Raw genomic sequence first — 15,676 nt, forward strand, 5'->3', positions numbered from 1 at the left:
CCCGGACCCGGAAGGACCAGCGTTCCGCGTGAAGAACCGATCCCTCGCCATGATCGCCGTGCCGCTCGGCGTCGTCGGCATCGTCCTGCTGCTCGTCGTGCCGATCCCCGCGGCCCTGCTCGACGTGCTCATCATCGTCAACATCCTGCTGTCGCTCGTGATCCTGCTGACGTCGATGTTCGTCAAGAAGCCGCTCGACTTCTCGGTGTTCCCGTCGCTGCTGCTCGTCGCGACGCTGTTCCGGCTGGGCCTCAACGTCGCCTCGACGCGGCTCGTGCTCGGGGACGGCTACGCGGGCGAGGTCATCGGCGCGTTCGGCCACATCGTCGTCGACGGGAACCTCGTCATCGGCATGGTCGTGTTCCTCATCCTCGTCGTCATCCAGTTCCTCGTGATCACCAAGGGCGCGGAGCGCGTGGCCGAGGTCGGGGCGCGCTTCACGCTCGACGCGATGCCCGGCAAGCAGATGGCGATCGACGCCGACCTCAACGCGGGGCTCATCAGCGAGCAGGACGCGCGGGCCCGCCGCGCCGAGATCTCCGCGGAGTCCGACTTCTACGGGGCGATGGACGGCGCGTCGAAGTTCGTCAAGGGCGACGCCATCGCGGGCATCGTCATCACGCTCATCAACCTGCTGGGCGGCATCGTGATCGGCGTCGTCATGCACGGCATGCCGGCCATGGAGGCCGTCGACACGTACTCGATCCTCACGGTGGGCGACGGTCTGGTCACCCAGGTCCCCGCGCTGCTCATGGCGGTCGCCACGGGCATGATCGTCACGCGCTCGAACTCGGGCGAGGGCGACGTCGGCTCGCAGGCGTCGAGCCAGCTCGTCCAGTCGCGGCAGGCGCTCGCCATCGCGGGCGTCGCGGCGTTCGCCATGGCGCTCATCGAGGGCATGCCGAAGCTCCCGTTCCTCGTGCTCGGGGTGGGCCTGATCATCGCGGCCCAGCAGATCAAGGCGAGCCAGCGGCGGGCCGAGGTGGCGCGCGCCGCGGCCGAGCAGATCGAGAAGGAGGGCACGCGCAGCGACGGCACCGAGGACCTCCTCGAGCAGATGCGCGTGCACGCGCTCGAGATCCTGCTCGCGCCCGACCTCGTCGACCTGGTCACCGGCGCGCACGACGACCTGCTCGGACGCGTCCGCGCCCTGCGGCGCAAGATCGCGACGGACCTCGGGGTCGTCGTGCCCCCCGTCCGCACGCGCGACTCCCTGGAGCTCCCGGCGTCGACCTACGCCGTGCGGATCGCCGGCGTCGAGGCAGGTCGCGGCCAGGCGCCGGCCGGCAAGGTCCTCGCGCTCGGCGACGACCTCGCCGCCCTGCCCGGGCTGGCGACGGTCGACCCGGTGTTCGGCATGGACGGCAAGTGGGTCCCGGTGGAGATGCGGCACAGCGCCGAGATGGCGGGCGCCACGGTGATCGACCGGGTCTCCGTGCTCGTCACGCACCTGTCCGCCCTCATCGCCGCGAACGCGGCACGGCTGCTGTCCCGCGAGGACGTGCGCGTGCTCACCGACGAGGTGAAGCGGACCAACCCGTCGGCCGTCGACGAGCTCACGCCGGCCCTGCTGTCGCTCGCGGAGGTCCAGCGCGTCCTGCAGGGGCTGCTCGAGGAGCAGGTCGCCGTCAACGACCTGCCCCGGATCTACGAGGCGCTCGCGCTCGCCGCGAAGCGCTCGACCGACCCCGAGCACCTCGTCGAGGCGGCGCGCGCGGCGCTCGGGCCGGCGATCCCGGCCCGGCACACGGTCGCGGGCACGATCCGGGTCGTGACGATCGCCCCGGCCCTGGAGCAGGCGATGCTCGCGGGCCGTCAGCCCGGCGGCGACCAGGGCACCGCGATCGTCGTGGACCCGGCGCGCCTCGACGCGTTCCGGTCGTCCGTGGGCGACCGCGTGCAGGCGGCCCGGGCCACCGGCGAGGACGTCGTCCTCGTGTGCGCGCCGTCGCTGCGCGCGGCGGTCCGGCGCCTCGTCGCGACGCAGGTGCCCGACCTCGCCGTGCTGTCGTACACCGAGGTGACGGCGGGCAACGCGCTCATCGAGACGGTCGGGGTGGTGAACGATGCCCCGGCGATTGCGGCTCGAGGGTGAGTCCCTCGACGCCGTGCTCGCCCAGGCACGGCGCCTGCACGGCCCGGACGCGCGGATCGTCTCCGCCGAGCGGGTCATCACGGGCGGCTTCAAGGGGCTCTTCGGGCGGCAGCACTACGAGGCGGTCGTCGAGGTGGGCGACGCGCCGCCCCGGACCGCCGTCGGGCCGGTCCGGTTCCCCGCCGCCCGCCGGGCGGGCATCGCGGCGCTGCTCGACGACGCCGACGAGGGCGACGCGCTGCGCCCGGCACCGTCGGCCGCGGTCGAGGTCTCGACCCGCGGCGACGACTTCGCGGCGCTGCTCGACGAGCTCGTGGCCGAGACGGCGGAGCCGCCGCCCGCGGCCGTCACCGCCCCGCCCGCGCCCGTGTCGCCGCTGCCGCGCGCGGCGCCGGGCGACCTCGTGGCGCTCGTCGGGCTGGCCGCCGACGTCGTCGCGGCGGCCCGCGCGCTGGCGCAGCGGGAGGGCCTGCTCACGGCCTGCGCGGGCAGCGCGACCGACGGCGACACGGTGCGCGTCGACGACCGCCGTGCGGCGACCGAGGCGCGCGCCCGCGGGGTCCGCGCGGCCCGCGCCACGGTCGTGGCCGTCGGGGTGCGCGTGGACGCGGCCGGGGTGGCGCGGGTCCTCGACGAGCTGGGCGCCGAGCAGGTCGCGGTCGTGGTCGACGCCTCGCGCAAGCCCGCGGACACCGAGCGCTGGGTCGCCGAGGTGCAGCGGCTCGTGCTGGTCCGCGCCATGGTCGTGGTCGGGCGCGAGCTGACGACGACGCCCGACTCCGTGCTCGCGCTCGGGCTCCCGGAGCTGCGGCCCGCAGGCTGACCCGGGCCGCGCCCGCATAGGTAATCCGAACGGTCAGGATGACACGCGGGACGTCAGGAGGACGTGGCGATGCTGGTGCTGGGACGCAAGGTGGGAGAACGGATCCTCGTCGGCGACGACGTCGTGGTCACGGTCGTGTCGGTGGGCCGGGACGGGGTGCGCGTCGGGATCGACGCGCCCCGCGAGGTGCGGGTCCACCGGGCCGAGATCGTCGACCAGGTCGCCGCGGACAACCGGGCCGCCGCGCTCGGGGCGCCCGGGGGCGAGGCGCGCGCCCGCGCGTTGCTGGGGCTCGACGCGCGGCCCTGACGCGCCGCACGGGACGTGCGGGGTCCTCGGCGGCGGAGAGCCGCCGTCGGGGGTGCCCGTCCCGTCGGGAGGCCCGCCGAGCGCTACCCGCGTCCGCCGCGGCCGCCACCGTGGCCGCGGTCCTGCCGGCCCGCGTCCTTGTCGGTGCGCCGGTCGTCGCGGGTCTGCGGCTGCGGCTTCGCCGTCCCCGGCCGGGACGAGCCGCGCGCCTCGTCGGACCGCGGTGCGGGACGGTCGGGCTTCGGCTGAGCCGGGCGCGTGACGGGCGGCCCCGGTCGCGCGGGCACGGGCGTCGGTGCGGGCCGGACGGCCGGCGCGGGCTTCGGCGTCGGCTTCGGCGACGGCTTCGCCGCAGCCGGCGGCGCGGGCTGGGGCGGAGCAGCCGGTGCTGGTGCCGCTCCGGAGCCGGGGGCGGGAGCCGGCGCGGGCGTCTCCGGGTCGGCCGGGCCCGGTGCGGCCGGCACGACCACGGGCAGCGGCTCGACCACGGGCTCGTCGCCGGGCGCGTCGACGGCGTCGTCCACCCGCGCACCGACCGGCTCGTCCACCGGCTCGTCGACGAGCTCGACGGCGGGTGCCGATGACGGCGCCAGGCCCGTCAGCACCGGGGAGGACAGGTCGAGGCGGACGGACGCGGCGCCGGCGCCGTCGAGCGGCGCCCACGCGGTCGAGCCGGTCTCCGGGGTCGTACCCAGGAGCACCTGCTCGGGCCGTGCCGATACGCCCGGGCCACCACCGACCTCGTCCTGCGCGGGCGCGACGACGACCCCGAACGCGAGCGTCGCCGCCGAGAGCACCGCGGCGGCGCCCCAGCGCACGGGACGACCCGGGCCGCTGGAGCGCGCGCGGCCCCGTACCCCGAGCGCACGGCGACGCTCCGGGCGTGCGGGGGCGTGCGCCGACGAGACCGTCGCTGCCGACCGGGACGTCGGGAGCGGGCGCGTGGCGGTGGCCTCGTCCAGCGGGTGCGGCGTGGACGGGAGCCCCGCCGCCACGGCACCCGTGCGGACGACCTCCCGCGGGGCAGGACGGTCCACGACGGCGGCGGTCTCCCGGAGCAGCAGCAGGGCGGCGCGGTCGGCCGCGAGGCGGTGGCGGTACGGAGGGACGGCGACCGCGCCCTCCGCGGCCAGCGCGCGCACGGCGCGCAGGGCCTCGAAGCGCACGGTGGGCGACCAGGCGCGGCCCTCGAGCGGACGACGGCCGGCGACGAGGTCGTCGAGCACGGCGCGCTGGGCGTCGGTCACGGCCCGCAGCGCGGCGACCTGGTCCGTCCCCGAGACCCCGGCGGCGCGGACGTGCCGCCGGGCGTCGCGCGCGAGCCCGACGGCGTGCGCGGCGACGAGGCCGGCCACCGCGCGCTCGCGCTCGCCCTCCGGCACCGTCGCGGCGACGACGCGTGCGTCCTCGACGACCGAGCGTCGAGACCCGGGTCCCTCGTCAGACATGTCCTGCTGCCCCCGTGCTCCTGCGCCCGCCCTGCGGCCGCCCCCTGGTCCCCGTGCGCGCCACGGTGCGGTTCTCCTGCTCGCCGCGGTACGCCGCGGGCCTCCCGGCAGGTGCGGGTCGTGGAGCGACGCTCGCGCTCACACGCTGTCCACGGCGTCGAGTACGATGCCGACGTCCCGGAGGTGCTGCGCCGCCAGCACCCGGACCCGGTCGATGTGGGCGACGGTCCGGTGCCGGGGCAGACCCAGGGTCCGGGCGATCCACACGACCGTGTCGTGGCCCGGTAGCGGCCCGCCGCCCCCGTACGCCTCGGACATCCAGAGCGCCGCGACCCGTCCGCGGGCCGGGTCCTCCGCGTGCGCCGCGTCGACGACGGAGCGGACGAGCGCCGGGACCTCGACCGCGTGCAGCACGCAGTCGGCGTGCGCGTCGGTCGTGCGCGCGGAGTCGAGGGCCTCGTCGAACGACAGCGCGCCGCGCAGCACGAGCTCGTCGGCCTCCGTCACGACCATGCCCTGCCGGACGACGTCGGCCCGGTGGGCGCCGAGGCGCTCGTTCGTGGCGCGGACGGCCTCCTCGACCGTGGGCGCCGCGCCGCGCAGCGCGGCGAGCTCCGAGCGCGTGCGCGCGAGCTCGCGGCGGCGACGCTGCGCGGCCACCATGCCCGACGCCGGCGCGGTCGCGTGGTCGAGGAACGAGCGGACCCGGGGCCGTGCCGTGTAGACGACGATGGCGAGGAACGAGCGCATGCTGCGCAGGTACGCGGGGTCGCGCCGGGACCGCTCGAGCATCTCCCAGGCGGTCTCCACGACGATCGCCGCGACGTCGTCGAGGTGCTGCGCCGCGGGCACCGAGTTGGTGCGGCACAGGCGCGCCGCGATCCGGCGCCACTGCGTCGCGTGGGCGGCGAGGAGGGCCGAGACCTCGGTGCGGTACCGGTCGTCGTGCTCGATCGCGACGACGCGGGCGACCTCGTCCCGGAGCGCCCCGGGGTCGTCGTCCTCCTGCGGGCCCTCGTCGACGGCGCGCACGGGACGCGCGTCGCGCGCCCGCTGCGGGCGCGGGTCGAGCAGGGTCCGGTCGGTCACGGTCCAAGCATGCGGACCCGGAGGGGCTCCTGGCGCGCGGGACACCGTCTTTCACACCGGACTTCACCCTCAGGTGCCCCGGGCAGCGGGTGATCTCCGCACGCTTCGCCCGCCGCGGGTGTTTCGCGGACGTCGCCACGGTGGGATGCTGTCCTCGGCGACGGGCTCGCCGGCTGGACAGGGCAGGACGAGATCAGGAGGTGGACCGGGTGCACGCAGCGTCCTGCGCTTCGACGGCGTCGCCGTGCCGGGCCGCCGACGCCCCGGGCGGGGTGGTGTCGCGGTGACCCCGGAGGAGGACGGCGCCGGTGCGCCGTGGGACGACACGACCTGGGCCATCTGGGCCGTGGGCCTCGTGGAGCCGCTCATCGACCCCGACGACCGGCTCGCGACCATGGCCGCGATGCGCGCGCAGGCGAAGGCGCACCCGCTGCGCGCCGTGACGCTCCTCGCCGGCGCCCTCACCGACCTCCTGGACTCGTTGCCCGACGACGACCCGTGGCGCCACCTGGACCCCGCGACGTTCGGCACGTACCGGGACGGCCTGGACCTGGTCCCGTCGGAGGCCGTCGTGATCGCCGAGGACATCGGCCTCGCGGCGCTCGCCCGGCCGCTCGGGCACGGCGGGGCGCGGGTCATGAGCGAGGCGCAGCACGGGTGGGAGAACGCCGCGCACGCGGCGAACGAGCTCGAGGACCCGGTGCGCACGCTCACGCGCGCCGTGGCGTGGGCCGCCTGGCGTCGCCGCGTGTACGTGGGCGAGGACAGCTACCCCGTCCTCGTGGTCTTCTCGTGGCTGCCGCGCGCGGCGCTCATCGCCGCGGGGCGCGAGATCGACGACGACCTCGCGCGCGCCGAGATGCGCGCGTCCGCCAAGATCGTCGACGACCTGGTCTGACCGGCCCGGTCCTCAGCGCCCGTCCGTGCCGCTCGCGGGCAGGGGACGCTGGGCCGGGAGGAGTCCCAGCTCGATCCCGCGGGCGAGGGCGTCCTCGCGCCGGCGCACGCCGAGCTTCCGGTAGATCGAGCGGAGCTGGCTCTTGACCGTGTTCACGGACACGGTGAGGCTCCGGGAGATGTCGACCGCGGTCGCGTGGCGCATGAGGGTGTCGAGGACGACGACCTCCCGGTCGGACAGGGGCTGGGGGAGGTCGGCCGTCGCGGCGAAGAGCTCCGGCACGGGTTCCGCGTCCCCGATGAGGCGCTGCGCCGTCTGGTCCTTGCTCCGTGCCGCGAGCTCGACCAGCGCGAGGAGGTCGTGCCGGGCGGGGAGCGCGAGGGCGAACCGCAGCCGCCGGTCCTCGGCGACGCCGGCGAGCTTGTCCAGGGCGTCGCGCGCCTGCGTCTCCTCCTCCGCGTGCGTGAGCGCGGCGGCGAGCAGGACGGCGTGCGCGGCCCGCAGGCGCGGCGCGGCGGTCCGCGGCGGCGTGTGCGCGACGAGCACGTCGCGCGCGGTGCTCCACCGGCCGGTGAGCAGCGCCGCGTGGGCCCGCAGCAGCCAGGTGAGCGACGACGTCGCCGGGGCGACCTTGAGCCAGGAGTGCACCGCGCCGACCTGGCCGCGCGCGAGCCCGAGCAGGCCGCTCACGTAGTCGAGGTGGTCGATGTCGCGCGCGGAGATGCGTCGGCGGCCGCGCTCGGACTCGATGTAGCGGCGCAGCCGCTCGATGCCCAGGGCCGGCTCGAAGGACACCAGGTCGACGTACGCCTGGACCGTGGCGACGACCGGGCGGGTCTCGAGCGTCGCGAGGTGCGGTCGCAGCACGTCGAGGTGGGCCTGGGCGCCGCGGGCGTCGAAGCGTTCGAGGCACACGATCGCGCGGGCGATGCGGTACAGGTGGTCGTCGCGCCCCGCGCGGACCTCGGCGTGGGGCGACGCCTCGATGACCTCGAGGTCGCGCACGGCCTCCGGCAGGTCCCCGCGGAGCGCGAGCACGAGCGCACGCAGCGACAGGCCGTAGAGCGTGCGCGGGTCGACGGCGGGGGAGCCGCCGAGGTCCTCGAGCGTGGCGAGCGCCTCGTCGTCCGCGCCCGCCCGCGCGAACGACATCGCGACCTCGGCGCGGAGCCGGGGCAGCTCGCGGACGAGCTCCCGGCGCTCGTCCACACCCAGCTCGTCGAGCGTCTGCCGAGCCCGGCGCGCCGGCTCGAGCGCGCGCTGCGTCGCGTTCGTCGACCGCAGCGCGACGCTCTCGAGCACGTCCAGGACGACGCGTTCCGCCGTCGAGGTCGTCCTCGCCCGGGGGCGCAGGGCGGCCAGCGTCAGCTGGTACGTCTCGATCGCCTCGGTCCGCTCCCCGGGGACGCTGTCGTGGTGGATCGCGAGGGCCCCGGCGAGCAGCGGCCAGCGCCGCAGGTCCGTCTGCGGGAGGCTCTTGAGGACGTCGAGGCGGGCCAGCGCCTGCGGCTCGAGCAGCTCGCCCCAGTACCGCGAGACGGCCGAGGACGCGAGCCCGAGGTCGCCCGCGCCGACCGCGTGCCGCAGCGCCTCGACGGGATAGCCGTTCGTCAGGTACCAGCGCGCGGCGGCGAGCTGGGCACGCCCCCACTCGTCGGGGTGCTCCTCGCGGACGCGCTCCGCCACGAACGTCCGCACCACGGGGAACAGGACGAAGACCCGGCCCGCGGGACGTCGCTCCCACGCGCCCAGCCCGCGCTCCTCGAGCATCCACAGCAGCTGCGGCGCCGCGGGCTCCCGCGTCAGCGCCACGGCGAGGTCGGCGGTGAGGACGTCCGCGACCGCGCACCGCCGCAGGACCTGCTCGAGCCGAGGGCGCTCGGCGCCCTCGAGCTGCTTCTCGAGCGCGGCCCGCAGCAGCTCGTCGGCGACCTGGACGTGCGCCGGGGTCCCGTGGGAACCGGCCATCTCCGCGGCGAGCATCGCGACCCGCAGGTACAGCGGCTGACCGCCGGTGAGGACGTGCGCCTCCGCGGGGTCGAGGTCCACGCCCGCCTGGCGCAGCATGCGGGCCGTCTCGTCCCGGGTCAGCGGCAGCTGGTCCGCGGTGATGACGGTCCGGTCGAGCTCGAGCCCGACCGAGGCGGCCTCCAGGGGGGAGACCGTGCTCGTGGCCACGGCCACGGAGAGGTTCGGGCACAGGCGCAGCAGGGCGAGGACGTCCTCGTGGACCGCGGCGTCCGTGACGTCCTGGTAGTCGTCGATGACGACCACGACCTCCCCGGGCACCGCGAGGAACGCGTCGGCCAGGCGGCCGGGCACGTCCTCGGGGGCGAGCTCCGCCGGCCCCAGCGCGGCCTCGAACGCCTCGAGCCCGGCCCGCGCGGCACGGCGCGCGACCGCGCGCCAGAGGTCCGTCCGGGACATCTCCGGGATGACGGACAGCCAGAGACCCGGCGTGGCCCGGCGTCGGGACCACTCGGCGAGGAGGGAGGTCTTGCCCGCACCCGCGGGGCCGCGGACCACGCGGAGCGCGGCGTCCACCTCGAGCCGGTCGAGCAGGCGCTCGCGGACGAGCTCGGTGTGCGGGGGGCGTGGCGCCCCGTACAGACGGAACGTCGTCGTGTCCGTCACCGACATGCTGCCTCCGTGCTTCCCCCGCTCCACGGGCGGGCGGACGGACGGCGGCGAACCGCGTCCGGCCACGGCTCCGCCCCGAGAGCCGGCACCGCGCCGTGATCCGCTCTCACCCTAGGCGAGGAGGTGCGCCGGTTCTCGGGGAAGGCGGGTGAAGCGCTCGAACCGGGTCGCGCGCGGGTCCCGCCACCCCGGACGAAACGGGACGCGCAGGGACGATGCGGACAGCGTGGCCCCTCGCGTGCATAGGGGCCTCGGGCGCGTCCACCCGCGGACGTGACCGGAGAGGAGCCGCACGCCCATGTCTGTGCACCGGGCCCGCCGGCGGACCGCGCTCGCCACGGTGCTGGTGTGCGCCGTCCTCGTCGGCGCGTCCACGACGGCCCATGCGGCCCCGGTCGCCCGCGCCGCGGCAGACCCGGGCGTCGCGCCCGTGACGACGGAGACCCTGGCGCGGGTCGTGGAGGACGGCCGGCCCGGTGCCGCGGGTGCGGCGGCGTCCACCGCTGCGGCCGACGGCACGGGCCCCGACGCGGCATCGGGCACGGACCCCGGCGCGGGCATGGACTCCGGTGCCGGCGCGGGCGCCGGCACCGTGGGCGTCGGGCCCGTCGTGCCTGCCGTGCCCGGTGCTCCCGTGCCGGACGGACCGGAGCCTCCCGCGCCCGGGTCGGCCGCTCCGGAGGAGGGCGCGTCTCCCTCCGTCCCCGCTCCCGACCCGGCGGCCCCGGAGGAGGGCGAGACGCCCCCCGGCCCCGACCCCACCGTGCCCGACGGCGAGCCCGCGCCCCGCGTGGTCGTGCTGCCGCCGGTCCTCGTCCGCGCGGCGGCCGGGGACGCGGTCTACCTCGTGCCGGTGGTCGAGGGCGTGCGCTGGTCCCTGGGCGGCGAGCCGATGGCGTGCACCGTGGTCCTGGTCGACGGGTACCGGACCGTCGAGGCGCCGCGGGACGGCGGCGTCCTGCGGGCGACGGCCGTGGCGGAGGACGGCCACGTGCTGCAGCTCCCGGACGGGCGGTCCGCCGCCGAGGCGGTCACGGAGCTGCTCCCCGTCGTCACGGCGGTGCTCCCCGCCGCACAGGAGGGCCCGGGTAGGGCGGACACGTACACCGTGCCCGACGCCGAGGGCCTCGTCGTCCGCGACGCGACCGGCGCGGTGCTCCCGCCCGGCAGCACGCACGCCGTCGAGGGGTACCTCGACCATGTGGCGCGCGTCGTCCTCACGCTCTCCCCGGCGGCGGGCCTGCGGCTCGCGGCGGAGGGCGCGGCGGAGCCGGTGCTCCCGGGGTCGGACGGGTCGCGCGCCGTCGAGCTCGTGTTCTCCGGTCTCACCGAGGTCCGGGCGCCGGCGCCCGTGGTCGTCGCCGCGCGCCCGGGCGCGGCGGCCGCGGTCGAGGTGCCGCGGGCCGACGGCGTGGAGTTCGTCCTCGACGGGCGGGTCCTCGCCCCGGGACGCCATCCCGCCCGGGGCACGGTGACCGTGACGGCGCGCGCGCTCGAGGGCTACGTCCTCGTCGGCGAGACGTCGTGGGAGCTCGTGCTCGACGGGCCGGCCGTCCCCGAGGCGCCCGCCGCCCCGCCCGCGTCGCCTGCTCCGGCCGCCCCGGCGCCCGCTGTGACACCGGACGCGTCCGCGCCGACGACGGCGGACGGGCCCGCGCTCGACCTGGCGCCGGTGGTCGGCACGGCGGACCCGTCGCGCGCCGTCGTCGTGGCCGCGAGCGGGGCGCCCGCCGCGGTGCCACCGGCCCCGCCGCGCGGGGACGCCGGGTTCGACCTGCTCACGCTGGTGCTGGGCGGGGCGCTCGTGTCCGGGGCGTGGGTGCTGCGCGCGCGCCGCGACCAGATGGCCTGACTCTGTCCACCAGGAGTCAGGGGGCCTTGCTCCGCAGCCCGGCCGGCCGGGCGCGGCACACCTCAGGCGCGCGGGCCGCCGCGGGCGGCGAGCCGCTCGGCCAGGCGCGCGAGGACGTCGCCCGTGCGCAGGCCGTCGTGCTCGAGCTCGTTCGTCACCCACGTGCGGACGTTGCCCACGCGCGCCGCCGTCTCGAGCGAGAGCCCGGCGTCGACGAACATGTCGTCGAAGTACACCGCCGCCTCGACCGGCACCTCGTTGCGCGCGAGGACGTCGAGGTCGTACAGGTCGGGCCACTCCTCGCGCGCGGCGAGCGCCTCCGCCGCCGCGCGGAACGGCCGGAGCGCGGCGATCTCCTCGAGCATCCAGGGGTAGATCATCTCGCCGGTGAGGAGCAGCGGTCGCGCCGCCGGGTCGAGGGCCGGCTCCTCGGCGCGGACCGCCTCGGCGGCCCACGCCGTCGGGCCGGTGCCCCACTGCGCGTAGATCGACTCGTGGAGCACGGCGTAGAGCGGGTTGGTGCGGAACGACGTCGCCGCCGCGACCTCGGCGAGGAACGTGTCCGTCAGGGTGTCGGGCGCGTCCGCGTCGAACGCCTCGTCCACGAGCCAGTGGATGCGCTCCGGGCCGGGCTTCATCCCGAGGTCCGTGCCGAGCGACTGGAGCCGGCGCACGGTGAGCCGGTCGCCGTCGGGCAGGCGCACGTCGTCCGAAGCGAGGAGGTCCGCGACGCGCGCGAGGCGGGCCGCGTCGTCCGGGTACCGCTCCCGGTAGGCGGCGTTCTTCGCGACGACGCGCGGCTGGGTGCGGCGGTACACCTCGCGCGCGTCCGCCGTCAGGCCCGGCAGCCCGCCCGTGACGTAGCACGCGGCGAGCGCCTCGGGCGCCCGCGACAGGTACGTCATCGTGAGGAAGCCGCCGTAGGACTGGCCGAGCGACGTCCACCGCCGCCCGCCGTAGACCGTCCGGCGCACGTGCTCGGCGTCGGCGACGATCGCGTCCGCCCGGAAGCGGGAGAGGTACTCGGCCTGGGCCGCTCCCGGGCCGCGCGCGGCGAGCGCCGCCCCGCGCACGGCCGAGGACCGGCCCGTGCCGCGCTGGTCGAGCAGCACCACCCGGTGCGTCGCGAGCGCGGTGCCCACCCAGCCGTCCGGCCCGGTGGGCCGTGGCCCCTTGCCGCCCGGGCCGCCCTGGAGGAACACGAGCAGCGGCAGGTCGTCGTGACGCCGGACCGGGTCGACGAGCTCGCGCACGAACAGCGTGAGGCGGCGGGGGTCCGTGTCGTCGTCCCACACGAGCGGCACCTCGAGCTCGCGGTCGGTGACGTGGATGCCGGGCAGGGTGTACGCGGTCTCGCGGGCGACGCTCACCCGGCCACCCTAGCCGCGCCGCACGCTGCGGCCGCGGCGGACGGCGGTGGGCGTCACAGCTCGACGGTCTCGTTCTCCCCGCCGTCGTAGCGCGAGCCGGTGACCTTCGCCTTGACCAGGCTGAACAGCGTCGCGACGCGGCCGCCGGGGGAGTCCCAGTACTCCGCGGAGTCGGCGTGCAGCCGGACGAGCACCACGCCGGGCGTGTCCGGGCCGTCGGGGAACCAGGCGTCGGCGACCGTGTTCCACAGCTCGCGGATCTTCTCGCGGTCGCGGACGACCGCGGCGCGCCCGGACACCGAGACCCAGGACGTCGAGCCCGAGAAGGCCGCGTTCGCCGCCGAGTCCCGCGCGATCTCGGCGACCTTGTGCGAGTCGGCGGCGGCGAAGAACCACAGGTCGCCGTCGAAGTCGACGGCCTGGACGCCCATCGGCCGGCTCACCAGGCTCCCGTCGGTCGCGACGGTGGTCAGCATGGCGATCTTCTCGTCCTTGATCAGGTCGCGGACCGTGGCGACCTCGTCGGAGCTCGCGTGGGGCTGCTCGTGGTGCGTGCCGGTCATGTCGTCTCCCGTCGTCGGGCCGCGGGTCGCGGCACCTCGACGCTAGGCACGACGCGCGCGACTCGCCCGTGGGAGCACGACGAGGGGGTGGGGTGCGCGACGCCACGGCGCCGTGCACCCCACCCCCTCGGCGGGTGGTCCCGGGACGGGCTACTGCTCCACGTCCTCGTCGACCCACTCCATGGTCTTCGTCACGGCCTTCTTCCAGTTCCGGTAGAGGCGCTCGCGCTCGCCGGACTCCATCGACGGGCTCCAGCGCTTGTCCTCGGCCCAGTTGTCGATGACGTCCTGCTCGCCCTTCCAGAAGCCGACGGCGATGCCCGCGGCGTACGCGGCACCGAGCGCCGTCGTCTCGGCGACCTTGGGGCGCACGACGTCGACGCCAAGCTGGTCGGCCTGGAACTGCATGAGGAGCTCGTTGGCGACCATGCCGCCGTCGACGCGCAGCTCGGTGAGGTCGACGCCCGAGTCGGCGTTCATCGCGTCGACGACCTCGCGGCTCTGGAACGCCGTCGCCTCGAGCGCGGCGCGCGCGATGTGGTTGCGGTTGACGTACCGCGTGAGGCCCACGAGCGCGCCGCGCGCGTCGGGCCGCCAGTAGGGCGCGAACAGGCCGGAGAACGCCGGCACGAAGTAGGCGCCGCCGTTGTCCTGGACCTTGCCCGCGAGCCACTCGACGTCGGGCGCGTCCTCGAACATGCCCAGGTTGTCACGCAGCCACTGCACGAGCGAGCCGGTCACGGCGATCGAGCCCTCGAGCGCGTACACGGCGGGCGCGTCGCCGATCTTGTAGCAGACCGTCGTGAGCAGGCCGTTCTTGCTCATGACCTTCTCCGTGCCCGTGTTGAGCAGCAGGAAGTTGCCGGTGCCGTACGTGTTCTTGGCCTGGCCGACCTCGAAGCACGCCTGGCCGAACGTGGCCGCCTGCTGGTCGCCGAGGATGCCGGCGATCGGGACGCCGGGGACGAGGCCGCGGGGACGGCCGTGGCCGTACACCTCGGACGACGACCGGATCTCGGGGAGCATCGACAGCGGGATGCCCATGTCCGCGGCGATGTCCTCGCGCCAGGAGAGCGTGTCGAGGTCCATGAGCATCGTGCGAGACGCGTTCGTCACGTCGGTGACGTGCACGCCGCCCTCGGTCCCGCCCGTCATGTTCCACAGCACCCAGGTGTCGGTGTTGCCGAACAGCAGGTCGCCCTTCTCGGCCTTCTCGCGCGCGCCCTCGACGTTGTCGAGGATCCACTTGATCTTCGGGCCGGAGAAGTAGGTGGCGAGCGGCAGGCCGACGATCGACTTGTACTTCTCGGCACCCTCGTCGCCGCCGAGCTCGTCGACGATCTTCTGGGTGCGCGTGTCCTGCCAGACGATGGCGTTGTAGACGGGCTTGCCCGTGGTCTTGTCCCAGACGACGGCCGTCTCGCGCTGGTTCGTGATGCCGACGGCCGCGATGTCCTCGTGCGTGAGGTTGCCTCGGGTGAGGGCGAGACCGACGACCTCGCGCACGTTGTTCCAGATCTGCTCGGGGTTGTGCTCGACCCAGCCCGCGCGCGGGAAGATCTGGTCGTGCTCGAGCTGCCCGGTGGAGAAGATCTCCCCGGAGTGGTTGAAGACGATGGCCCGGGAGCTCGTGGTCCCCTGGTCGATGGCGAGAACGTAGTCGGCCATGGTGCGTTCAGTCCTTCACGTCGGTGTGGGTGTGGTTGCGGCGTAGTGCCCGGCGCCCGACGGCGCGGGTCGCGTGACCGGGGAGGCCCCCGGCTCCCCGGTCACGCGGGGGAGAGGTCCGGTCGTCCGGGTCGGTCAGACCCAGGCGGCCCCGAGCAGGCCGGCGAGGACGCCGCCGACCAGCGGACCGGCGACCGGGACCCAGGCGTAGGCCCAGTCGCTCGAGCCCTTGCCCCGGATCGGCAGCACCGCGTGCGCGATGCGGGGACCGAGGTCACGGGCAGGGTTGATGGCGTAGCCGGTGGGACCACCGAGGCTCGCGCCGATACCGACCACGATGAGCGCGACCGCGAGCGGCCCCAGGCCGGACGGGGTCTTGCCGGACGCCACGACGAAGAACACGAGCACGAACGTCGCGATGACCTCCGTGACGAAGTTCCACGCGTAGGAGCGGATCTCGGGGCCGGTCGAGAACACCGCGAGCTTGGTCGCGCCGGGCGCGTCCTCGTCGAAGTGCTTCTTGTACGCCAGGAACGCCAGCACGGCGCCGATGAAGGCACCGATCATCTGGGCCCCGAAGTACAGGAACATGTTGCCGACCGTCGGCTCGATGGTCGCCGTCACGAGGCCCTCGGGGCCGGTCACGGAGAAGAACGGCTCCTGGGCGGTGAAGAGCCCGATGGTCACGGCCGGGTTGAGGTGCGCACCCGACTTGTAGGCCACGTACACGCCGGCGAAGACCGCGAGGCCCCATCCGAAGTTGATGAGGAGCCAGCCGCCGTTGAAGCCCTTGGTCCTCGGGAGGACGACGTTCGCGACGACGCCCGCGCCGAGGAGGATCAGTGTCGCCGTGCCGAGTATCTCGGACCAGAAGGCGTTCATGAGGAGTTGATCCATCGTGCTCTCTCTTTCGTGGTGGAC

Annotated in this window: 12 protein-coding genes; 5 read left to right on the forward strand and 7 right to left on the reverse strand. The window is 75.7% G+C overall.

Going from position 1 to position 15,676, the window contains the following annotated elements; genetic code table 11:
• Positions 1-49: 49 nt before the first annotated feature.
• The 3 genes from RSE42_RS04380 to csrA all read left to right on the forward strand — a co-directional run bounded on the left by RSE42_RS04380 (position 50) and on the right by csrA (position 3,227).
• Positions 50-2,095, forward strand: a complete 2,046-nt coding sequence (locus RSE42_RS04380; RefSeq protein WP_228075759.1) for a flagellar biosynthesis protein FlhA — start codon at positions 50-52, stop codon at positions 2,093-2,095.
• Positions 2,067-2,918 (forward strand): hypothetical protein, encoded by an 852-nt coding sequence (locus RSE42_RS04385; RefSeq protein ID WP_415297936.1) that lies wholly within the window; start codon positions 2,067-2,069, stop codon positions 2,916-2,918. Before RSE42_RS04380 ends, RSE42_RS04385 begins: the two co-directional genes overlap by 29 nt.
• 69 nt (positions 2,919-2,987) lie before the next feature.
• Positions 2,988-3,227: a carbon storage regulator CsrA gene (csrA, locus tag RSE42_RS04390; RefSeq protein ID WP_043660876.1), complete on the forward strand. Its 240-nt coding sequence runs from the start codon at positions 2,988-2,990 to the stop codon at positions 3,225-3,227.
• Between the two features lie 83 nt (positions 3,228-3,310).
• Here csrA and RSE42_RS04395 read toward each other — a convergent pair whose 3' ends face one another.
• Positions 3,311-4,675: a hypothetical protein gene (locus RSE42_RS04395; RefSeq protein ID WP_415297937.1), complete on the reverse strand. Its 1,365-nt coding sequence runs from the start codon at positions 4,673-4,675 to the stop codon at positions 3,311-3,313.
• Positions 4,676-4,813: 138 nt separating this feature from the next.
• On the reverse strand, positions 4,814-5,764 hold the full coding sequence (locus RSE42_RS04400) for a hypothetical protein (RefSeq protein ID WP_415297938.1): 951 nt from the start codon (positions 5,762-5,764) through the stop codon (positions 4,814-4,816).
• Between the two features lie 283 nt (positions 5,765-6,047).
• On the opposite strand from RSE42_RS04400, the gene RSE42_RS04405 reads away from it, so the two are divergent.
• Positions 6,048-6,662 carry a hypothetical protein gene (locus RSE42_RS04405; RefSeq protein WP_021483189.1) on the forward strand — a complete coding sequence of 205 codons (615 nt, stop codon included), beginning with the start codon at positions 6,048-6,050 and terminating at the stop codon, positions 6,660-6,662.
• 12 nt (positions 6,663-6,674) lie between these two features.
• Here the strand turns inward: RSE42_RS04405 and RSE42_RS04410 are convergent, their stop codons facing one another.
• Positions 6,675-9,302, reverse strand: coding sequence for a LuxR C-terminal-related transcriptional regulator (locus RSE42_RS04410; protein ID WP_415297939.1), 2,628 nt, complete (start codon positions 9,300-9,302; stop codon positions 6,675-6,677).
• Positions 9,303-9,600: 298 nt separating this feature from the next.
• On the opposite strand from RSE42_RS04410, the gene RSE42_RS04415 reads away from it, so the two are divergent.
• A complete protein-coding gene (locus RSE42_RS04415; protein WP_415297940.1) occupies positions 9,601-11,154 on the forward strand; it encodes a hypothetical protein in 1,554 nt (517 codons plus the stop codon).
• Between the two features lie 62 nt (positions 11,155-11,216).
• On the opposite strand, the gene RSE42_RS04420 is transcribed toward RSE42_RS04415, so the two are convergent.
• The 4 genes from RSE42_RS04420 to RSE42_RS04435 form a co-directional block, all read right to left on the reverse strand.
• Positions 11,217-12,524: an alpha/beta fold hydrolase gene (locus RSE42_RS04420; protein ID WP_415297941.1), complete on the reverse strand. Its 1,308-nt coding sequence runs from the start codon at positions 12,522-12,524 to the stop codon at positions 11,217-11,219.
• 53 nt (positions 12,525-12,577) lie between these two features.
• Positions 12,578-13,087, reverse strand: coding sequence for a pyridoxamine 5'-phosphate oxidase family protein (locus RSE42_RS04425; protein WP_085388463.1), 510 nt, complete (start codon positions 13,085-13,087; stop codon positions 12,578-12,580).
• Positions 13,088-13,237: 150 nt separating this feature from the next.
• Positions 13,238-14,755, reverse strand: a complete 1,518-nt coding sequence (gene glpK, locus RSE42_RS04430) for a glycerol kinase GlpK (RefSeq protein ID WP_415297942.1) — start codon at positions 14,753-14,755, stop codon at positions 13,238-13,240.
• A gap of 135 nt (positions 14,756-14,890) precedes the next feature.
• Positions 14,891-15,652: an MIP/aquaporin family protein gene (locus tag RSE42_RS04435; RefSeq protein WP_021482286.1), complete on the reverse strand. Its 762-nt coding sequence runs from the start codon at positions 15,650-15,652 to the stop codon at positions 14,891-14,893.
• Between the last annotated feature and the right edge of the window lie 24 nt (positions 15,653-15,676).

The organism is Cellulosimicrobium sp. SJTW-1, assembly GCF_047716875.1.
Lineage (GTDB): Bacteria > Actinomycetota > Actinomycetes > Actinomycetales > Cellulomonadaceae > Cellulosimicrobium > Cellulosimicrobium funkei.